This is a genomic window from Mycobacterium sp. 23 (genome assembly GCF_048287075.1).
GTDB classification, from domain to species: domain Bacteria; phylum Actinomycetota; class Actinomycetes; order Mycobacteriales; family Mycobacteriaceae; genus Mycobacterium; species Mycobacterium gordonae_B.
On the sequence record NZ_JBLVUX010000004.1, the window covers coordinates 1 to 20087 of the forward strand.

The 20087-nt window shown below is 68.2% G+C and carries 16 protein-coding genes; 10 read left to right on the plus strand and 6 right to left on the minus strand.

The window, feature by feature from the left end; translation table 11 throughout:
- The first annotated feature begins 159 nt into the window (after positions 1-159).
- The 10 genes from ACNQS7_RS00205 (at position 160) to eccA (ending at position 11686) form a co-directional block, all read left to right on the plus strand.
- Positions 160-456 carry a PE family protein gene (locus ACNQS7_RS00205; RefSeq protein ID WP_055577131.1) on the plus strand — a complete coding sequence of 99 codons (297 nt, stop codon included), beginning with the start codon at positions 160-162 and terminating at the stop codon, positions 454-456.
- 23 nt (positions 457-479) lie between these two features.
- Positions 480-1646 carry a PPE family protein gene (locus ACNQS7_RS00210; RefSeq protein ID WP_055577130.1) on the plus strand — a complete coding sequence of 389 codons (1167 nt, stop codon included), beginning with the start codon at positions 480-482 and terminating at the stop codon, positions 1644-1646.
- A 131-nt stretch (positions 1647-1777) separates the two neighbouring features.
- Complete coding sequence (locus ACNQS7_RS00215) at positions 1778-2074, plus strand: WXG100 family type VII secretion target (protein ID WP_055577129.1); 297 nt, start codon at positions 1778-1780, stop codon at positions 2072-2074.
- Between the two features lie 45 nt (positions 2075-2119).
- Complete coding sequence (locus ACNQS7_RS00220; RefSeq protein ID WP_055577128.1) at positions 2120-2410, plus strand: WXG100 family type VII secretion target; 291 nt, start codon at positions 2120-2122, stop codon at positions 2408-2410.
- An 82-nt stretch (positions 2411-2492) separates the two neighbouring features.
- Positions 2493-3404: an ESX secretion-associated protein EspG gene (locus ACNQS7_RS00225; protein WP_055577127.1), complete on the plus strand. Its 912-nt coding sequence runs from the start codon at positions 2493-2495 to the stop codon at positions 3402-3404.
- 573 nt (positions 3405-3977) lie between these two features.
- Entirely contained in the window at positions 3978-5015 is a 1038-nt protein-coding gene (locus ACNQS7_RS00230; RefSeq protein WP_055578320.1) for a MinD/ParA family ATP-binding protein, read from the plus strand.
- Positions 5012-6529, plus strand: a complete 1518-nt coding sequence (gene eccD / locus ACNQS7_RS00235) for a type VII secretion integral membrane protein EccD (RefSeq protein ID WP_133450283.1) — start codon at positions 5012-5014, stop codon at positions 6527-6529. The genes ACNQS7_RS00230 and eccD overlap by 4 nt, the downstream gene beginning before the upstream one ends.
- A 29-nt stretch (positions 6530-6558) precedes the next feature.
- On the plus strand, positions 6559-8235 hold the full coding sequence (mycP, locus tag ACNQS7_RS00240) for a type VII secretion-associated serine protease mycosin (protein ID WP_133450292.1): 1677 nt from the start codon (positions 6559-6561) through the stop codon (positions 8233-8235).
- The gene (gene eccE / locus ACNQS7_RS00245; RefSeq protein WP_055580438.1) at positions 8232-9824 is read left to right on the plus strand and encodes a type VII secretion protein EccE; all 1593 of its coding nucleotides are present in this window, start codon (positions 8232-8234) and stop codon (positions 9822-9824) included. Before mycP ends, eccE begins: the two co-directional genes overlap by 4 nt.
- A gap of 29 nt (positions 9825-9853) precedes the next feature.
- On the plus strand, positions 9854-11686 hold the full coding sequence (eccA, locus tag ACNQS7_RS00250; protein WP_055580439.1) for a type VII secretion AAA-ATPase EccA: 1833 nt from the start codon (positions 9854-9856) through the stop codon (positions 11684-11686).
- 258 nt (positions 11687-11944) lie between these two features.
- On the opposite strand, the gene ACNQS7_RS00255 is transcribed toward eccA, so the two are convergent.
- The 6 genes from ACNQS7_RS00255 to ACNQS7_RS00280 all read right to left on the minus strand — a co-directional run bounded on the left by ACNQS7_RS00255 (position 11945) and on the right by ACNQS7_RS00280 (position 20005).
- Positions 11945-12370: a GntR family transcriptional regulator gene (locus ACNQS7_RS00255; protein ID WP_231752610.1), complete on the minus strand. Its 426-nt coding sequence runs from the start codon at positions 12368-12370 to the stop codon at positions 11945-11947.
- 2 nt (positions 12371-12372) lie between these two features.
- On the minus strand, positions 12373-14418 hold the full coding sequence (locus ACNQS7_RS00260) for a hypothetical protein (protein ID WP_055580441.1): 2046 nt from the start codon (positions 14416-14418) through the stop codon (positions 12373-12375).
- On the minus strand, positions 14415-17408 hold the full coding sequence (locus tag ACNQS7_RS00265) for an ATP-binding protein (protein WP_055580442.1): 2994 nt from the start codon (positions 17406-17408) through the stop codon (positions 14415-14417). The genes ACNQS7_RS00260 and ACNQS7_RS00265 overlap by 4 nt, the downstream gene beginning before the upstream one ends.
- Before the next feature lie 63 nt (positions 17409-17471).
- Positions 17472-17759 (minus strand): hypothetical protein, encoded by a 288-nt coding sequence (locus ACNQS7_RS00270; RefSeq protein ID WP_042910081.1) that lies wholly within the window; start codon positions 17757-17759, stop codon positions 17472-17474.
- A gap of 42 nt (positions 17760-17801) precedes the next feature.
- Positions 17802-18728: a conjugal transfer protein gene (locus ACNQS7_RS00275; RefSeq protein ID WP_051445784.1), complete on the minus strand. Its 927-nt coding sequence runs from the start codon at positions 18726-18728 to the stop codon at positions 17802-17804.
- 14 nt (positions 18729-18742) lie between these two features.
- A complete protein-coding gene (locus tag ACNQS7_RS00280) occupies positions 18743-20005 on the minus strand; it encodes a hypothetical protein (RefSeq protein ID WP_197419952.1) in 1263 nt (420 codons plus the stop codon).
- Positions 20006-20087: the final 82 nt, after the last annotated feature.

Genomic DNA, 20087 nt, shown 5'->3' on the forward strand with positions numbered 1-20087 from the left:
TTGATGAATAGCGCCGAATCGGGCGAAACGGGAACATACGTGCAGGTCGCGGACACTCAAGTGCCTGGAATTGGTTCTCGCTGACCCGGACATAAGACCAGGGGCACCGTTAGACTCAAGCCAGCAGATTGGTACGTTCGTCGCGTTTTGGGAGGCTGCATGTTTGTCACGGCGCTACCGGCGGGGCTGGAGTCCTCGGCCTCGGGACTGGCCGCGATCGGGTCGGCGGTGGCCGCGGGCAACGCCGCCGGCGCGGCCCCCACGCTGGGGGTGGTGCCCCCGGCACCGGAGCCCACCTCGGTGCTGCTGGCCGCCGCGTTCGGTACCCACGCGGGGGTTTATCAGGTCACCCAGGCGATCGGCTCGGTGATCCATGAGATGTTCGTCGCGACCATGGGCACCTCCGCGGCCACGTATGCGGCCTCTGAGGCCCTCAACGCCGTGGCGATGGTCTAAGCGCCTTTCGCGCCGTAGCACTGATGGTCGATTACGGGGGCCCTCCCGAGTACAACTCGGGACGCATGTATGCCGGCGTCGGTTCAGGGCCGTTGATGGCCTCTGCGGCGGCCTGGCAGTCCCTGGCCGCCGAGTTGGGTTCAGCGGGTGGGGCGTTTCAAGCGGTGATCGAGGCCCTGACCAGCACGGCGTGGCTGGGTCCGTCGTCGATCTCGATGGCGCTGGCCGCCGCCCCCTATGCGGTGTGGATGATGGCCACGGCCGGACAATGCGAGGCCGCGGCCGCGGCGGCATCCGCAGCGGCGGCAGCATTCGAGGCCGCCCGCGCCGGTGTCGTGCCGCCGCCGGTGATCGCCGAGAACCGGGCGCAGCTGGCCACGCTGGTGGCCACCAACTTCATGGGCTTCAACACCCCAGCGATCGCGGCCAACGAAGCCGTCTACGACGGGATGTGGGCGCAGGACAGCACGGTCTTGTACGGTTTTGCCGCCGACGCTGCGGGCGTCACCGGCACGTTGGTGCCGTTTACCCCGCCGCTGCCCAACTCCGACCCAATCGGGCTAGCCGCCCAGAGCGCGGCGTTGGGCCAGTCCGCGGGCAACGCGGCAGGCCAGCAGCCGATGAATCTGCTCAGCAATGCCGGGGGTCTGCCCGCCGGACTCGACGGCCAGACGATGCTGTCGATGGGCCCGCAGTTGGTCAGCGCCATCCCTCAAGTGCTGCAGGGGTTTTCCTCACCGCTGAGCAGCGGGCTGTCGCCGGCCTCGGGCCTGGGCCAGTTCCAGTCGTTGCTGAGTCCGTTTATGTCGATGCTGAGCAATCCCGGCATGCTCGGGGGCGCCACCGGGGCCGCGAGCAGCCTAGGCGGACCCGGCTTGGCGGGCCTGGGTGGGTCTTCCTCAGTCGGGGCACAAGTGGAAGCGATGGCCGGGCGTGCCGGTTCGCTGGGCGGATTGTCGGTGCCGGCGACCTGGACGGCGGGGACCTCCGAAGCGGTCGGTTCGGCGCGGGCAGTGACACCGGTCGCCGCGCCGGGCGGTGCGGCGGCATCGTCGGCTGTTCCCGCCTCAGCCCCCGCTGGCGGCATGTATGGGGGCGCCCCGATGGCGGGCGGGATGGGTGCGCGCGGCGGGGAAGGTGGCGGCGGCCCGCGCTACGGAACGCCGATCAAGGTGCTGCGCCGACAATAGCCGCGAGGCTCGAAAAAATTGCTGGGAAATTGCTTACTGTCGCCGTTGCCGGGGGCCAAAACCGGCTCATAGAATGAGTTCGGAGCAACCGCGAACCAATTCACTGAGCAAATATGAGGGGATTATCAATTATGGCCTCGCATTTTATGACCGACCCGCATGCGATGCGTGACATGGCGGGCCGATTCGAGACCCACGCCCAAACGGTGGAGGACGACGCCCGCAAGATGTTTGCGTCCTCGCAGAACATCTCGGGTGCGGGCTGGAGCGGTTTGGCGTCGGCGACCTCGCTAGACACCATGGGCCAGATGAATCAGGCCTTCCGCAACATCGTGAACATGCTGCACGGAGTGCGGGATGGCCTGATTCGCGACGCCGCCAACTACGAGCAGCAAGAGCAGGCCTCTCAGCAGATTCTGAGCAGCTAACCCAAACCGAACGCCGTTCAATCGAGGTCAGGAGCAACTTCACCCATGTCGATCAACTACCAGTTCGGCGACGTTGACGCCCACGGCGCTACGGTCCGGGCCCAGGCTGCAGCGCTGGAGGCCGAGCATCAGGGGATCGTGCGCGATGTGTTGGCCGCCGGTGACTTCTGGGGAGGCGCTGGATCAACGGCTTGCCAGGAGTTCATCAACCAACTCGGCCGCAATTTCCAGGTCATCTACGAGCAAGCAGGCGCCCACGGCCAAAAGGTGCAGGCCGCAGGGCACAACATGAACAGCACCGACGGGCAGGTCGGCTCCTCGTGGATGTCGGCCTAGGCCGGTCCGGACACCAGCGCGGCGGCACTCACGGGTGCCGCCGCGCTGTCGTGATCACACCGCCACGAGAGCGCAGACCGCGATGAGCAACGCGAGCACCTCACCGACCGACATCACCGTCAATGTGGACGGCCTATGGTTTCTGCAGGCGCTGTTGGGTATTGAACGTCTCGCGCCCGAGCTGCGGGCCCACCCCTACGGCCAGCCCCGTTGTCTGGATTGGCTGAGCACACATCCGGGCCTGGATGTCTTGGTCGGGCAAGGGATCTGTGATGAGGCCGCGGTGGTGCGCGACGATGTCGCCGCCCGCATGAAGGTGCTGGCCGACCCTGACGTCGAGGTCGTCGTGTTGGTGTCGCGCGGGCCAATGAACTGGGCCCCGACGGTGGTGCTGGAGGACCCTTCGACGTGGCGAGCAATCCCCGACGAGCAGTTGCGCATAGTCATGGCACGCTGCGGTGGCCGCTGGGTTGCGGCGGTGCGCGCCGGGGGACACATCACCATCGACGACTGCTGCGCGGCGGACGAAGATACGCTGGCGCGCACGGTCACCGAGGCGCTGGACTCGGTACATCAGGTGGCCCCCGCGCGCATCAGCGCGGTCAATGTGCCCCTAGACGAGATGGTGGCCGCGGTGACCGCGCACGACCAGGGGCCCACGGCCGCGCGCAAACAGGCCCCGCTGCGGGCGGTGGGATTGCGCGGCGCGGCGCTGGTCGAGTTAGAGCAGGCCCTGGCCGAGCCGGTAGCCGAGGCGGTCGTATATGCGCGGGCCTATGTCGATGCCAGCACCGTCAATAGCGCGTCGGTGCTGAATCTGCGCGATACCACCGCAGGCCGCGTCGCGTTGTACCGGCTTAACCCGGCGCCGGGCAGCCGCCAGGAGTGGATGGTGATCGGCCCGGCCGGGCCCGCGCAGATCCGCCACGGCGTGGCCACGGTGCTGGCCAGTGTGGCGATACGATCCTGGGCCACCCATGAACGAATGGTTTGAAAAAGCGCCTCTCTTGCCGACCGTAGAAATAGCGATCGCCCCTGCAGCAAACACTATTCTGCTTCTCAAAAAATATTGATCGGGCGTGGTTTAGCGAGAAGTTGGGCCTTAGGATCAGAAGGATAAGCCCCATGACAAAGGCAGGAAATGACGGACAATTCCGATTTTAGGTCACGCTATCTGCCGCCGCCTGCTGGCGAGCGTCACCAGCCCGGCCCGCCCGCCCTCGACCCCGGCGAAGCATCCATGCCCGACCCGCAGATACCTGAGCCGGACGCAGCCATACCGCCACCACCGCGTGGCCCCCACCCACCCAACAATGACCTGCGGCCGGCGCGGGACCCGTTGTTCGCGCCTTCTCCTGTGACGCACCGGGCACCCCCGCCGCCACCTGAGCAGGCCTGCGCACCGCCGGGGCCCTCCCGTGCGGCGTCCTATGGCCCTGGGCACCCGCACTTAGCTTCTGATGCGTCGCGGGGTCCGGGCGCGGGCGGGGCGTGGAACGCGGCGCCGCCGCGCCGACAAGACAGCGAGCCACCTGCCGCGCCCCCCGGCCCGGCGCCGATCCCTGCCATGCCGCACCTGGCGGAATACCGCGTTGCGGTGCCGCCGCAGCAGTGGACGCCGGCGGTCGACCCGCAAGAACGGTGGGCGCCGCGGGCGGATCCGCACGCCGGGGCGGAGTCGTTTCGCCAGATCCAGGTCGGCGAGGTGGTCAAGACGCGTCGCGAACCAGCCACGATCGGGTGGCGCAAGGCCGTGTACATGGTGACCGGACGGGTGGTGAATCTGGGCGCTGGCGACTACGAAAAGCAGCTGCAGGGCTGGACGAAACGCATCACAGCCAACATCCCGGGGAACTATCAAATCGCGGCGGTGTCGATGAAGGGCGGGGTCGGCAAGACCAGAGTGACCGCGGCGGTGGGGTCGGTGTTCGCCCACCATCGTGGCGGCGGGGTGATCGCGGTGGACGCCGATGACACCGGCGGGCGTCTGGGCGGGTTCATCGATCCCTCCATGAAGGCCACGGTGCGCGAGTTCTTAGCCGATCCCGACGCGCTGACCCACCCAAAAACCCGGCCCTACACCGGCTGCAACCGGGAGCGGCTCGAGGTGCTGGCCAGCCATCAGAATGTCGCCTCGGAGTTCGCCTTTGACGAGCAGGCGTTCTTTGAAACCATCAGCCGCACCCGCCGGATCTACCAGCTGGCCCTGGTGGACTGTGCGGCGATGAAGGGCGATGTCTTCAAAGCGGTGCTGTCGTCCTCGGATGCGCTGATGATCCTGGGATCCTGCACCATTGATGGCGGATTGATGATCGAACAGACGGTGAACTGGCTGGCGGCCCGGCGCGGACATGAGCTGCTCAAACGGTCGGTGATCGTGCTCAACGACGCCAATCACAGCGCGACACCGAAGTTCGTCAACCATGTCGAACAAACCCTGGGCAAGCGCGTCAAGGCGGTCCTGACGGTGCCCTGGGACGAGCACCTGCGGGATGCGGCCACCCTGGATCTTCCCGCGCTGCGCAAAAACACCCGCGAAGCATTGCAGAAGTTGGCCGCTGAGTTGGGTGATGGGTTTGCCACCGCAGGAGCGCTGCAGGGATGACGCTAGAGCGCAGCCGGGAGGCGACGTCCGGGGCGCCAGCTGGGGCGGTGCTGCCCGATCGGATCCTGGTGGCGATCCTGGCCGGAGCCACCAAGGTCGGAGTGGTCCTCGATGCCGGGGCACCAGTGTCGGTGCAGCTCTCGGCGCTGGTGGATCTAATCGCCGCCCGTCTTGAGGAACTGGGGCAGCCACCGCTGGTGGCCGAATCGCGGGGCCGCTGGACGTTGTGCCGCGTGGATGGCAGCGCACTCAAACCGGCACTGTCCTTGGGCGAGCAGGGTGTGGTCGACGGCGCGCAGCTGTGGCTGCGCTATGCCACTGACACCGAGGCCCGCATCAACGTTGTCGAGCACATCACGACCGCGGTGGCGCGCGAACTGCACACACGCTGGCCCGGGGTCAGCCCGGCGTGGGCGGCGCGGGTGGGGGCAGGCATGGTGGTCGCCGGTGTGCTGGTCGCCACGGCGCTTCTGGGCCGGTGGCGTTACGGGCACCTGGACGCCGTGGCGGCGCTGTATTGCACGGCGCTCGGCGCGGTGCTGGTCATCGCCGCCGTGGTGGTGCTGGTTCGCGGGCACCACAGCGCGCTTGCTCGCACAATTGGGGACACGCTGCTGTGGGCCGCAGCGGTGCCGGCGGCCGTTGGTGGTGCCGCGGCCGTTCCCGGCCCCGTGGGGGCACCGCATGCCGCGCTGGGGTTGGCCGCGATATCGGCTGCCGCCATTTTGATGGTCCGGTTTACCGGCCGTCATGTTGCGCTGGGAACCGCGGTCATCACGGCGGGGCTGGCTGGGGCCGTAGTGGCGATGGTGCGGATGGCGCTGGTGACTTCGGCGCCGATCCTGTTGAGCGTGCTGCTGCTGGTGTCGATGGTGGCGATGCATCTGGCGCCGACGGTGGCACGGTTGGCCGGGGGGATCCGGTTGCCGGTGTTCCCGTCGGCTACCGGCCGCTGGATATTTGAGACGCGCCCGGATCTACCGGCCGAGAAGGTGGTGGCGAGCGGCGAATTGACCACCTTGGACGGCCCTGAGTCGGTGCGCGATGTGACGGTGTCGACCGACCGTGCGCGCGCCCACCTGAGCGGGCTGTTGGTGGCCACCGCGGGGCTGGTGGTGCTGTGTTGTGTGGCGTTGTGCGATCCGCACGCGCCCCGGCGCGCACTGCTGGTGGTGTTGGCGGGGCTGGTCGCGGTCGCGGTGCTGCTGCGGGGCCGCTCATTCACCGACCGGTCGCAGGCGACGCTGCTAGCCCTGGCAGGTGTGGCTATCGCAACCGGTGTGGCCGGGCGCTACGTGGTGGGGCTCGCGACGTTGCCGGCGCTGTTGATCGGGGTGTCAATGATTGTGGCGGTGCCGGTGGCCGGCCTGATTGCGGCGGTAGTGGTGCCCCGGCGCTTCTACACGCCGACGTTTCGCAAGGTGGTGGAGTGGATTGAATACGTGTGTTTGACCGCGATCTTCCCGTTGGCGTTTTGGCTGATGGGTGTGCTGACCGCTATCCGGTACCGGTAACGAGCGGGGTGCGGGTGAAAACAGAGAAGATGATCGCGGCCGCGGCCAGTGTGGTCGCCGTCGGTAGCGCGGCGTTGTGGGTGGCCCCGCCGGCGTTGGCGGTCAGCCCGCCGGAGATCGACCTGGGGGCGCTGCCGGCTGATGGGCCGCCGGGTCCGGATCAGCCGATGCGCCAGGGCACGTACTGCACAAGGGTCGGCACCCTGCCCGGCACCGACTACCGGGTGCAGCCACATTTCATGGACATGCTCGATGTGGCCGAGGCGTGGCGCTTGGGCCGCGGCGGCGGGGTGAAGGTGGCGGTCATCGACACCGGTGTGAGCCCGCATCCGCGGCTGACCAACTTGGTCGGCGGCGGAGATTACGTGGAGGCCGGCGGTGATGGACTGACCGACTGCGACGCGCACGGCACCATTGTGGCCTCGCTGATCGCCGCCCAGCCCGCCGACGGCAAGACGGTGCTGCCCCCGCCACGACAGCCTCGCCGGCCTGAGAGCGTCCCCACCACTGAAGCCCCGCCACCGCCCCCACCTCCGCAAACGGTGACGCTACAGCTGCCAGCCCCGCCACCGCCTCCCGAAGGCGCCGCCTGGCGCCAGGCGCCCGCGGTGGGCCGCACGGTCGTGCCGGCCGGTGCCGGTACCCGCACGGCGCCCGCCACCCCGCAGGCGCCGTGGGCCCCGCAGGACCCGGCGACCCCGGTCCCGCCCATTCCACCACCGCCACCACCGGCGGCGGCGGCGGACGGATTTTCTGGTATCGCCCCCGAGGTCGAGCTCATCTCGATCCGGCAGAGTTCGAAAGCGTTCAGCCCCAAGGAGGCGTTCTCGGGCAGTCAGGATCCCGCTACCCGGCGCAAGGCCGGGGATATCCGCACGATGGCACGCGCGATCGTGCACGCCGCCAATCTGGGCGCACAAGTCATCAATATCTCCGAGGTGTCCTGTATGCCGTCTACCGACATCATCGACCAGCGCGATCTGGGTGCGGCGATCCGCTATGCGGCCGTAGAGCGCAACGCGGTGATCGTGGCCGCGGCGGGCAACGTCGGGGAGGAGGGTGGCAATGACTGCAAGCAGAACCCCATCTATAACCCGTTGACTCCCAACGATCCTCGCGACTGGGCGCAGGTCACCACGGTGGTCAGCCCAGCGTGGTTTTCCGATTACGTTTTGACGGTGGGTGCGGTGGATTCCAGTGGCGCTCCGGTGCAATCCAGTGTGGCCGGGCCGTGGGTGTCGATCGCCGCGCCAGGCACCGACATCGAAAGCCTCTCGGCGCGCGATGACGGGTTGATGAATGCCCTGGAGGGCAGAAGTAACTCGCTGGTGCCGCAGGCGGGGACCTCGTTCTCGGCGGCGATCGTCTCTGGTGTGGCGGCACTGGTGCGCGCGAAATACCCGACGCTGACCGCCCATCAGATCATCAACCGGCTGTTGGCTACCGCCCGGGCACCGGCGCGCGGAGTCGACAACCAAGTCGGTCACGGCATCATCGACCCGGTAGCCGCGCTGACGTTCGACATTCCTGCGGGGGAACCTGTAGGGCCGCAACGACTATCAGCGCCGCTGGTGCTTCCGCCACCAGCGGTGGGCCGCGACATGACCCCGGTATGGGTGGCCGCTGCCGGAGTGAGTGGCATCGCGATGCTGTCTTCGGTGATCCTGGGCTCGGCGGCGCTGATCCGCAAAGGACAACGCCCGTGACCGCGACCTTTCCCTTGGGGCTGGCGCTGGGGTGGGCTCGGCTGGTCAGCGTTTTCGTCGCCGACATGGCGCTTCTGGGTGTCGGTGTGAGTGCTGCCGGCCGGCCCGGCTGGTGGACAGCCCTGGTGGCTGCAGTGCTGCTCAGCGCAGCGGCGCTGGTGTGCTGGCGCGGAGCCCCCCTGCTGACCCTGGGATGGCGGGCGCTGCGGGCACACCGCGCCCACCTAGGCGTCCCGGCCGGGCAGCTCGATGATCACGAACGCACCTTCGGTGCTGGGCCGGTCGGAATCCGCGCCGTAGGAACGCACCTGGTTGCTGTGGTGGCCGTTGACGGCCAGCCACACAGTCCCTCGGTGCTGGATTATCCCCGCGTGGTGTCGATGACATCGCTGCCGCTAGCAACGGTGGCCGACGCGCTGCGCCAATTCGACGTCACGTTGGCGGGCATCGACGTCCTGAGCGCAGGTTCGCGGCGCGCGGGTAAAACCCATCACCCCTATGCCGAGGCATATTCCAGCGAAGTCGGTGATCATCCCGCGGTGGGGCAGCGTCAGACCTGGCTGGTGATTCGCATCGACGCCTCGGCCAGCGCGCGAGCGATCGTGTGGCGGGAATCGGTAGCCGCCACCTTGGCGGCTGCGGCGGAGTCGCTGGTCCACGAGCTGGGCAGGGTGCGCATCGGCGCTCGGGTACTGTCCGCCGAGCACATCCGGGCTGCCGATGAGGCGCTGCTGGCCGGGGTCCAAGCAGCAGCGCTGCATCCGGGGTGGCGTCGGTTACGTCACTCCGGGGGCTACGTGCAGACGTACTGGATGTCACCGCACGACATCACCACCACCAACATCGACCGGTTGTGGGCTCCGGATAGCGAGGCGACGGTCGTCAGCATCCAGCTGCGGCTGACTCCCGAGGGCGACCCCACAGTGGGTGTGGCGGTGCGCTATCACACCGGCTACCCGTTGGCCGAGGCGCCGCTGACAGGTCTGAACCCGTGGACGGGCCGCCACGACCTCGCACTGGACACCGGATTGCTCGTCGCGGCCTGTCCGGTCAAGGTGCCCGCGCGGCGGGTGTCTGCCGATGAAGAGCTGCGAGCCCCGATCGGCGCCACCGGCATCATTATCGGCGCCACGGCCACCGGCCATCCGCTGCTGGTCGATCTGAGCGTTCCCACCGCCACCGCCACGGTCACGATCGCCGGGGAGCCGGCCTTGACGGTGGCGATCGCGCGCCGCGCGGCCGCCACCGGCTTGCATGTGCTGGTATGCACCTCGCACCCACAGCGCTGGCAGGAAGTCACTGCCGCGGGCCTACAGGTCATCGACGCCGCGGCGCTCGCGCAGCGCTCCTGGTCGCCGGGCCAGCGTGTCATGGTTGTCTTCGACGACGTCGACGAGCCGGCGCCGAGGGCCGCTACGGTCGTGCTCTACACGGTGCCGGCGGACTCGACTAGCAGCGCTGATGTTCACCTCAAGCAGGACGGGCCCGATCATGCGCTCCTGCGCACCTGGGCGATCGCTGACCGGCTGCACATCGACATCACCGACGAGCGCCGCCTGCTCACCGCTCGGCCCAGGCGCGCAGCCTAACCTCTATCACCACCATCGCGGGAGCCACGATGACAACCACGGGGTCAGAGACTACGGTACGCAACGCTTTTCGGCGCGGGCTGCTGGCCTCAGGTATCGCCGTCGGTGGGCTGGTGCCCAGCCACAACGCGGCGGTGGCCGCCGAGATGTTCCGGTCAGCGACCCAGGCCGATCCCGGCGTGTGTGACGGTTGGCTGGGGCGCCTGCTCGCCGGTGAGGACAGCCTCGACGTGCTGGCTGGGGCGTGGGCGGCCGCGGAAACCTTCGGCTGGGAAGTGCGCCGCCTCGGAGTGCTGGGTCCTGATTTCCGGCCAGCCGCATTCGATGGGCTGTTTTTGCAGCTGCCGGTGTCTTCGGTGTTCGCGCTGCGCTGCGCTTATGCCGCCGCGCTGATCCGCGCCCACCACTACAGCAAGGCCGATGAGCTGCTCACCGCGGCACGGGTACCGGCTGACCCGTTCGATGCGGACACCCACACCTATGTGGCGGGGTTACTGCACTTTCGCACTCAGCGTTGGACCGATGTGCTGCGCCTGTTCCCGGTTGAGAAACGTTGGATGCTACCGCAGTACGAGTGCGCGGCCACGGCGATGGCCACCACCGCGCTGGCGTCTCTGGGAGTGTTCGAGGATGCGTTTCGGCGCGGGCAAAGCGCCGCCGGCGATGACCGGGTGCCGGCGGCGGCCACGGTGGCGCTCTACACCCAGGCGATGTGCATGCGCCATTTGGGGCGCGAGGAGGAAGCCGCGCAGCTGCTGCGCCGGGTGTACTCGCGGGATCCGAAGTTCGCGCCCGCCCGCGAGGCGATGGACGACTCCACGCGCCGGTTGGTGCTGACCGACCCCGAAACCATTGAGGCGCGCACCGATCCGTGGGATCCCGCCAGCGCCCCGAACCGGGTTGATGCCGAGGTGGCCCGCGACGCCGAGAAAGCTTCCAAATACCTGGCCGAGGGCCAGGCTGAATTGGACGCGATGCTGGGTATGGCCGAGGCCAAGGGCGAGATCAAACGTATTCGTTCGACGACGAAGGTGAACCTGGCCCGGGCCAAGGTGGGGTTGCGGGTGCCGGTGACCTCACGGCACACGCTGCTGCTAGGTCCTCCCGGCACCGGAAAGACTTCGGTGGCAAGGTCTTTCACCAAGCAGTTGTGTGGGTTGAAGGTGCTGCGTAAACCGTTGGTGGTGGAGACCAGCCGCGCCAAACTGCTGGGCCGCTTCATGGCCGATGCGGAGAAGAACACCGAGGAGATGCTGGAGGCAGCCCTGGGTGGGGCGGTGTTCTTCGACGAGATGCACACCTTGCACGAACGCGGCTACTCCACCGGCGACCCGTACGGCAACGCGATCATCAACACGCTGCTGCTCTACATGGAGAATCACCGCGACGAGCTGGTGGTGTTCGGCGCCGGCTACGCCAAGGCCACCCAGCGCATGCTGGAAGTCAATCAGGGTCTGCGACGGCGGTTTTCGACGGTGATCGAGTTCCACAGCTACACCCCGCCCGAGCTGGTCGAACTGACCAAACTGATGGTCGCCGAGGACGACGACACCACCACCGACGCGGCTGTGGAGGTGCTGCGCGGCGACTTCGAACGGTTCTACACCGACGAAAAGCTCACCGAGGACGGTGATCTCATCCGCGGCATCGACGTGCTCGGTAATGCCGGATTCGTGCGCAACCTGGTGGAAAAGGCGCGCGATCACCGCAACGACCGCCTGGACAACGCCGAACTCGACGAGCTGCTGGCCGCCGAAGACCTCGACATCACCGACGAGCAGCTGCAACGATTACGCGAGTTGACCGCGCAGGACCTGGCCGAAGGGCTACATGCTGCGGTGTCGGAGAAAAGAAGCGAGTAGCCAACACCTTTCGGACAAGCCGGAGGAACCGGCTATCCGAACGCAGTGATGAGTTGGCGTATCTGGCGTATTCTGCTTCGGCCCGCTCGATGGAGAATTCGACGCGCTGCAACCGATCCTGGTAGACGCGGGCTTGTTCGGCGCGGGTGATCATCTCGGCGTCGAGCTGTATGCGGGCCGCCGCGTCAACGCAGTTATCCGGACATAAACTTTGGCGTCGCGCACCGTCGTGAAGTCTGTCTGCCCCGGATGACGACTCTAGGCCGGGCCGCACGTGCGGCGGGCACGAGCCGCACGATAGACGTTTTGGAGCGCCGCGTACTGGTCCTGGTTCAACACACGGCCGTTGAGGTGCTCGATGAGCGCCACGACGGCAAGGACGTCGCTGGTGCCCCAAGGTTGGATGGGCGAGACGCTCTGATCTTGACCGACGACGAATACTCCTCGCCCATGCTCTGCTCGCACGAGGCCGCTGCGGAGCAAGTGTTCGATGGCGTGCCGCACGGTCATACGCGCGACGCCGAAGTGCGCCACGAGCGCGGCTTCGGAGGGAAGCCGATCCCCGGGCACGTACCTTCTCCGTTGGATGGCCGCGGAAAGCAAGGCCGCAATCTGTTGGTACACAGGCCGATTGGCTGTCCGATCGATTGTGCCGAGATGTTTCGTCTGATCGATGTGCTTCACGGTCAGCGGCCTTTGACCGGAGTTTGGCCGGGTGCGGGGCCGCCCGGTGTGGCGGTGTCGGGTGCCGCCGCAGGTGGTGGGATGTGCCTGGGGTGGCGTCCGTTGGCGGGGGCCGGTGCTGGTTCAAATTTGGGTTTGGGCGGCGTAGCGCGTGATGCCGCGGGGCGGGGCTGGCCGTGGTCGGGCTTGTTGTCGTGGGGGCGGTGCAGTTTGTGTGCGACGTGGGCGGCGACGGCGGCGCCGGCGACGACTTCGGGGGCGGCCACGGTGGCGGCAGCCTCGCCTGCAGTGGTTGCGGTTGCGGCGGCGCGTGCCGTCGTGCTGCCGGCGCTGGCTGTGCGGGCAGCAGCGGTGGTGCTTGGGGCCGCGGATGTGGTGGTCGGCGAGGCGGCGGTAGGGGTGGGACCGCTGGGTGGGGTCGGCAGGTGGGGTTTGCGGCCGCGCCCAGGTGTGGGGGGCCGCCCGCCGGGGGGTCGGCCGCCGGCGGGTGCTCCGGTGAGGGGTTTGCCGGAGTCGCCGTCGGAGGTGGTACTGGTGTTCCAGGGTGCGCGGGCACCTAGGTCGCGGCCGCGGTCGTATGTGTCGCGGCCGCGTTGGTAGCCGTCGCGGCCGTGGCGGGCAAGCTCGGTCACGGCGTGGGTGAGTTCGTGGCGGTTGTGGTCGCCGAGTTGGTGTTTGAGCCAGCGGAAGGCGCCGATGGCGGCTGCTGAGAACAGGGAGATCATGATGAGTCGGGCCAGCGGGTGGGTCATGCCGACTTGGTCGGCGTAGCCGCCGCGGGCGGCCATTTTCAGCACGATGAGCGCTGTTACGGAGATGTAGAGGGTGTAGGCGAACAGCAGCGCGGCGTGTTTGAAGAACAGGGTGAGGCGGCGGGCGGCGCGGCGGCGGGGTGCGCCGTGGATCATGGCGGGTCCGGCCGCGACGACGGAGAGCAGCGCGTTGAGCAGGGCCGCGCAGCAGGCCATGACGTAGCTGTAGGTGACGTAGCAGATGAACAAGGTGAAGATGGCGCCGAGCAGGCTGTAGAACAGGCCCAGGGCCAGGTTGGCGCCGTCGAGGTGTTGGGCGAAGCTCAGCGCCTGCGGGGCTCCGCAGCGGGTCATGGCGTGCGCGGGCCCGGCCAGGTCGCTGGGGTCGTGCGGGGTGAGCATCGCGGCGGTGTAGGCCTGGCCGCAGCCGCCGATGTTGTCGATGGGTTCGCCGAAGTTCATCAGCTGCAACGGCATTCGCACGGTGGCATCGGCGATGAGCCCGGTCAGGTGTTGCAGTTGGGCTCCGCCGCCGCCGGGGGTGATGGCGCCGTTGTTCAGGCCTGCTTGGGCGACGGTGAAGGCGAGGTTGCGTCCTTGGGTCAGGAGCCCGTTTTCGCGGTAGAGGTCGGATAAGGGGTCACCGGTGAGCATCGTGCCGAGAATGCCGACGGCCGTGGTGGACAACATGATTCCGGCACCGAAGCCTTTGCGGCCGTGCCAGAGCAGGTGGTAGGCGCCGACCCCGAGGCCCAGGGTCAGGCAGATGGGGAAGACCCACAGGTCGGCCAGGATGGTGCGTAGTGTTTCGAAGATCGGGCGCAGCCAGGTGGTCAGCCAGTAGAGCCAGGTGTTGGACATGGCGAAGCGCATCAGCCACAGCGCCAGGGTGATCATGAAGATGTAGGCGGCGGCCTGGGCGGAGAGCAGCTCGGCGACGGCTTCGTGGGTCAGGCCGGTGCTGAGCGCGTTGGCCAGCCAGCGTGCCCAGCTGGAGGGGTCGGCGGATAGGCCGGGGCCGGCTTTGGTGATCGCCTCGCTGGTGGAGACGACCGAGAGGTAGTAGTTGCCGACGGGGACGCCGTAGCTGTCGGTGATGCCGGTCCAGTTCAGGGCTCCGCCGATGGTGGAGGCTGCGGCCGGCGGCGCGGCCGCCACCGACCAGCTGGCCAGCCAGTGCAGGGTGAACCACACGGTGGCGGCGCGGCGCAGCCGGGGTCGGGTGGCCAGTTGGTAGCCGAGGTATTCGGCGGCGCGTCCGGCGGTGGTGGTGGGTGCGGCGGGGGTGGTGTTCATGCGGCTTGGCCTGGGGTGGTGTCGTAGGCGCGGTGCACGCCCGTGTCGGGTTCGGCGGCGACCCAGATGGGGGATTTGCGGCGGAATTCGTCGACGAAGAATCCGTAGCCTTGCCGCTGGCCGCGGTGAGCGTCACCTGCGGTGGTGTTCTCGTCGTGGTTGTCGAAGGTGGTGGGGTCGCGCATTTCGTGGGCGCAGGGTTGGGCCAGGAAGAATTCTTCGATGTCGCCGTAGTCGTCGGCGCGGATACCGACTTTGCCAGCGACTTGTCGTGCGAGGTCGTCGTTTTCGAACGGCATGATCAGTTGTTGGGTGATGAATTCGTCGCCCATCAGGGCGAGGTCTTTGATGGGGTTCTGGGTGATGATCAGCAATCCGGTGTAGTGCTTGCGAGCGCGGCGGCTGATCAGGTGGGCGTCATCGGCGCCGGCGCGGCTGTTGAGCAGCCCGGCGGCTTCCTCGAGGACGATGAGCCCGAAGCGCTGCGGGTCGGCGAAGAAGGTGACCCGCGCCAGGCGCACCAGCATGCCGTAGATGGCGACTGAGGCGCGCTTGCGGTCCGACAGGTTGGCGGCCAGGTGCGGGGTGCTCATTTCCTCGGCGGTGGGCAGGTCCAGGCTGCCGGTGAGCCAGACCGTGACATCGAGGGTGGCCAGGTCGGGCACGGGCAGGGTGTCATCGAAGATGGCGCGGGTGAAGTCGTAGGTGGCCCAGGATTGCAGGGCGGCCAGGATGGGGGCGAGGTCCTCGGCGAGCCGGATGACCTGCGGTGCGCGGTCGTCGGGCCCGGTAGCGGGTGCCTGGATGCGGCTGATGTAGCTCATGAGAGCGGCGGTGCTGGTGATGTCGAGGGCCGCCGCGACGTCGGCTTGCAGGATGGCGCGCAGGCGTTGCACGGCGACGCTGCGGCGGTCCAGGCTCATCATCGGGAGCATGTAGTCCAGCCAGTAGGCGGCGGCGACGTCGGCGGGGAAGGTGCGCAGCGGGTCGCAGCTGAACTGGTCACCGGCCATGTCGATGACGGCTTTGTTGGGGACGTCGGCGAGGGCTTTTTCCCATTCGGTGCCGGGGTCGATGATGAATGCTTGTGCTCCGCGCTGGATTTCGGCGCGGGTGATGCGTTTGGCGGCATAGGATTTGCCGTAGCCCAGGGCGCCGCTGCAGACCAGGCAGGGGTTGCGGTTGCGGCGCGCGGTGCCGGGCAGGTCGAGCAGGACCGCGCTGCCCATCGCGTTGTGTCGGGTGAATCCGAGCAGGATTCCGGTGCTGTTGCCGACCATCGAGGAGGTGATCGGCACGAAGCGTGACCATTTGCGGGTGGTGGTGGGTTCGCTGAATTGGTCGGCGCCGGTTTTGTGGTGGGGTGCGCCGGGGTTGAAGGCGGCCCATAGCCGGGTTTGGGCGCCGCGGTAGTGACGGATGGCGATTTGGCCGGAGCCGGTGAGTTCTTCGCGCAACCGTTTGACGCTGTAGTCCAGGGTGGCTTGGTCGGGGGCGCCGACGGCGATCAGGAAGGCGGCTTGCAGGGGGCGTTCGTCGATGTTGGCGTCAAGTTGGCGGCGGTATTCGGCGAGTTGGTGTGCGGTGGTGAGCAGTTGGGCGTCGCCGTTGGCGACGTCGCGGCGCTGGGTGAACTGGTCGTCGAGGTTGCCTTTGGCGCGGTCGTTGCGCACCGATTCCATTTCGCGGCTCAGCGTGACGAGGTTGACGGCGAAGTCGAAGACCGCACCGGTGTCCAGGTCGTCGAGGGCTTGCAGGAATTCCGAGCCGGGGAACACGATGCCGGCCTTGGGCATGTCGACGACCGGCAGGATGGCCTGGTAGCTGTCGGGGTAGAGGCCATCAGGGCTGGCCACGCGCAGCGTTTTCACCGTCGACGGGATGCGGCGCACACCAGCGGTCCAGGCGCCGGCGGCGGCCACGGCCGCCGTGGCGGTGATCGCGGCCAGTGCGGGCAGCCCGGCTACGGCGCATACCGCGGCAATCACGCCGAGGATGGCCGCGCCCAGGTGCAGCGGCAACGCGCGCCCGCGGTGGTGGTGCTGGTCACCGGTGTCGAAGACCGCCTCGGGCAGTGTGGTGCCCTCGAGGCGACCGATCGCGTTGTGGTGGCGCGGCATGGGGTTGTCGAACACCCCACGCCAGGCGTTGTGCCGCCAAAACCAGTTGGTCATGTCTTCGGTAACCGCTACGGGGGTGAATTCTTCGGGCAGGGCGGTGATGACGTCGTGGGACAGCCGCTGGTAGGCGGCCACCGAATTGTCAGAGTCTTTGTCACGGCCAATCGCCCAGTCGCGCAGTTTGGCGGCTTGCCCCATGGGGCTGTGCCCCGCGCGGCCGGCGTCGACGGGGATGGCCAGCCAGAAGATGCGGGTGCGGGGGCGTTGCTCGGCGAGCACGGGCGCCATCTGGCGGCACGAGTTGATCCACTGCGGCTTGTCGCGGTGCCCGGCGAGCATGGCCCGCAGCAGCTGACGTTGACTTTGGGGCACGGACAGGCCGTAAATCCATGTCCCGGCGGGGATTTCACGGGCCAGGGTTTGGTGGCGGTCCGCCACCCCGGTGCGCCGTTTGGTCGATTGCAGATAGTAGGGCAGACCCGACAGCAGGTAGTGGGCGTAGACGCCGTGGCGGGTGAAGCTGAGGTTGCCGATCACGGTGTGCGGGGGGGCCAGCAGCGGATCACCGGTGCTGGTGACCTGCCGCGGGCACACGGTGCGCCACAGGCTGTGCAGGCGAAAAAGCAGGCTGGGCCGCCCACGTGGCAGCAGTGCGGCGCCACCGGCGGCGGTGGCGGTGATCAGTGCCCCGCCGATCAGGGTGGCGCGGGCGTGCCCGGAGTCGAGCATCGCCACGGTGAGCGCCACGGTCAGGACGGCACCGCCGTAAAGGCTGATAGCCACCGGCAGCCGCAGCGGTTTGTTGAACAAGATGTTGGTGTAGACGGGGATGTCGTGCACACCTTTGAACAGCTGTGCTGATTCGGTCATGGGAAGGCTCCTGAACCCGCTGTCGGGTGCGGTGTGTCGGGGGTTGTTGCGCGCGATGGGGTGTTATTGGCCGAATTGGCCGGTGGTGATGCCAGTGCGGTCGGTGGTGCGTTTGGCCGAGGTGTAGATGGCGTAGCCCGAGCCCACGACGACGGCCACCACAACGGCGACCAGGGCCCAGGCGACGGTTTCGCCGATGCGTCCGCCGAAGAAGGCGCCGGCGGCGCGGGTGCCCCCGGCGAGCAGGATCAAGATGACCAGGACGCCGACACCGATGGTGTAGAGCGAGTGGCTGCCAGAGACCAGGTCGGTGGCAGCCAGCAGGGTCGGGGCGGTGGTAGCGAGAAACATTGGTGAATTTCCTTTCGTGGGTGGGGAATTGGGTGTCGCATGTTAGCGCGGCGCTGCGGCCGCGGCGGGGATGACGGGGGTCAGTTCGGCGCCCGCGGCCAGTAGCGGTGCGTAGTCCAGGCCGGTGACGCTCCAGCGGCCGGAGGTGACTTTCAGCGCGATCGGGTAGTCCAGTTGCACGGGGGCAAATTGGGCGGTGACGGCGCTGACGGTGGCCAGCACATGCAGCGTGGTGCCCTCGGCGGGCACCGTGTCTTCGGGTGCGGAGTGGTTGGCAACGAGTTTGGTGACTTGGGCCGAGCGGTAGTCCGCGGCGGCCAGGAGTCCGGAGTCGGGGGTGACGTAGCGTTCCAGCCCCGGCGCAGCGGTCAAGAAGCTGCTAACGAAGCCGCTGACGGTGGCGAAGGCCGGTGAGGTGGCAGCCAGGGCGCTGGGGTAGCCCAGGGGTGCATCCGCGCCGACACCGGGGCCGTTGATGCGGGCGGGTAGCGCGTTGGCCCGCACGCCGTAGCGGGTGTAGAGGACGGGCAGCCGGTAGTAGGTGGTGTGGGGGGTGGCGGCTTCAAAGGGCCGTTCGGCCACGGTGATGACCACGCTCCATTGCTGGGTGGTGTCGTTATCGCTGACCAGGGTGACCGCCGAGACCGCGGGGGAGCTGACGATCACGGCCGGGGTGGTGGGCAGGCGCAGCGGTTCGTGCAGTGACCAGCAGTCGTGCAGGGACTGCTGGCGGGCGGCGGTGGCGGTCAGCCAGCGGGTCACGCAGTCCTGGGCGTAGGAGCCGACCAGGGCGGTGCGGTTGACCGCGCTGCGGGCGGGCCCGTCGACGTCGATCGGGTCGTCGGTGATCCAGCCCCAGATGGTGGATAGGGCCACGACGCTGCAGGCGCTCAAGCCCACGGCAGCCACAGCGCGGCGCAGGCCGGTGCCGCTGGCCTCGAGTCGGTGGCGCCAAGTATTGGTCAGCATGGCGGTGCGCCTTCCTATTGGGGTGGGTGACCGAAGATCTTGATCGAGGAGATGGCAAAGGAGTTGTCGGCGGGGTCGGTGCGGGCGGGCTCGCCGGTCAATCCAGGTAGCACCGCGGGACTGCCCGCCGGTGGCGGCTCGGTAGCGGCCGGGCCGAGGACGTCGCCGAACAGCCCGCCGGAACCGGGTGCGGGGCTGGTGGTGGGGGCGGCGTCGGCGGGGGCGCGGCCAGTTTCCTGGATGAGCAGGATGACGCGGGAGGCCAGCACACCGCGCTCGGGCAGGGCTTTGGTGGCTTCGCCGTGCACACTGCCGGTGTCCTGAGAGATCGCGGTGGGTGGGCTGTCGTTGAAGCTCCATTGCACCCGGGTGGCGACGCGGTGTTGGTGCCACTGGTCAACCCCGGAACTGTCGGTGCCGACCCAGCCCGGCGTCAGCGAGACGGCGGTGATGAGCATGCTGCGCCCGAGGTTGAGCACGACGAATTCACCGGCGTTGCCGCCGGTCACGCACACCCATGCCTGAGTGGGGTCAGGGCTGGCCGCGGCCTGGGCGGCCGTCGAGCCAGGAAGGCAGCCCACCGAGGTCGCCGTGAAAGGGATCGTCGAGTCATGCTCCCCGGCCCCGGCGATGGTGGTGGGGGCGGCAACGACACTGAGGTGGGTGGTGGGCCCGCCGGCCTGGCCGGTCTCGGCGACGTGCGGCTCGGTGCGCATGGCCATCAGCGCTCCGCTGGCGACCAGGGCCGCGACCGCGGTCGCCCCGACGAAGCCGGCGGCGATCTTCTTGTTGTAGCGCGCCGCAGCCGGCGCCGCGGTGTCTTTGGTATCGCTCACCGCGAGGTCGTCGCCGGTGGGCTGCGCCGCGCACGCGTCGGGGCTGTCGAGCGCGTCGGTGTCCCCTTTGTTGGGGCCGCTGTCAGCGTCGATGTCGTTGTCCGGCTTGGGTGAATCCAGATCGACGGGGGCCAGATCGACTGCGCTGGAATCGTTTTCCTGCGGCGGATCATCGACGTGGTCATGCCCATAGTGGGTGGTTGCGCCGATGCCGGCGGGCGATGAACCGCGCGGCGCCGCAGATTCTGCAAAACCGGTAGGAGTCTGGTCGCCGGGGTCCTCGGCGGGTCCGGCGTCGTCGATGTCGGGCGGGTCGAGGGCACCGGGATCGTCGGGGTGCGCCAGGACACCGACTCCGGAGTCGTCAACCTCAAGATCACTGAGGAAGTCAAGGGAGCGGTCCACGAAGTGGACATCGTCGTCGGTGGATGGCCCGGTCATCGCCGGTGCCCGATCGGCATCGTCGCGGCGCACGCCGTGGCGATCACTGTTATCACAGCAAACTGTCGTGTGACGATGCGCA

Coding starts and splice junctions, on each gene's coding strand:
- ACNQS7_RS00205 (WP_055577131.1), top strand. CDS start 160: ATGTTTGTCACGGCGCTACCGGCGGGGCTGGAGTCCTCGGCCTCGGGA.
- eccD (WP_133450283.1), top strand. CDS start 5,012: ATGACGCTAGAGCGCAGCCGGGAGGCGACGTCCGGGGCGCCAGCTGGG.
- mycP (WP_133450292.1), top strand. CDS start 6,559: ATGATCGCGGCCGCGGCCAGTGTGGTCGCCGTCGGTAGCGCGGCGTTG.
- ACNQS7_RS00230 (WP_055578320.1), top strand. CDS start 3,978: ATGCCGCACCTGGCGGAATACCGCGTTGCGGTGCCGCCGCAGCAGTGG.
- ACNQS7_RS00265 (WP_055580442.1), bottom strand. CDS start 17,408: ATGACCGAATCAGCACAGCTGTTCAAAGGTGTGCACGACATCCCCGTC.
- ACNQS7_RS00270 (WP_042910081.1), bottom strand. CDS start 17,759: ATGTTTCTCGCTACCACCGCCCCGACCCTGCTGGCTGCCACCGACCTG.
- ACNQS7_RS00280 (WP_197419952.1), bottom strand. CDS start 20,005: ATGACCGGGCCATCCACCGACGACGATGTCCACTTCGTGGACCGCTCC.
- ACNQS7_RS00225 (WP_055577127.1), top strand. CDS start 2,493: ATGAGCAACGCGAGCACCTCACCGACCGACATCACCGTCAATGTGGAC.
- ACNQS7_RS00260 (WP_055580441.1), bottom strand. CDS start 14,418: ATGAACACCACCCCCGCCGCACCCACCACCACCGCCGGACGCGCCGCC.
- ACNQS7_RS00220 (WP_055577128.1), top strand. CDS start 2,120: ATGTCGATCAACTACCAGTTCGGCGACGTTGACGCCCACGGCGCTACG.
- ACNQS7_RS00215 (WP_055577129.1), top strand. CDS start 1,778: ATGGCCTCGCATTTTATGACCGACCCGCATGCGATGCGTGACATGGCG.
- ACNQS7_RS00275 (WP_051445784.1), bottom strand. CDS start 18,728: ATGCTGACCAATACTTGGCGCCACCGACTCGAGGCCAGCGGCACCGGC.
- ACNQS7_RS00210 (WP_055577130.1), top strand. CDS start 480: ATGGTCGATTACGGGGGCCCTCCCGAGTACAACTCGGGACGCATGTAT.
- eccA (WP_055580439.1), top strand. CDS start 9,854: ATGACAACCACGGGGTCAGAGACTACGGTACGCAACGCTTTTCGGCGC.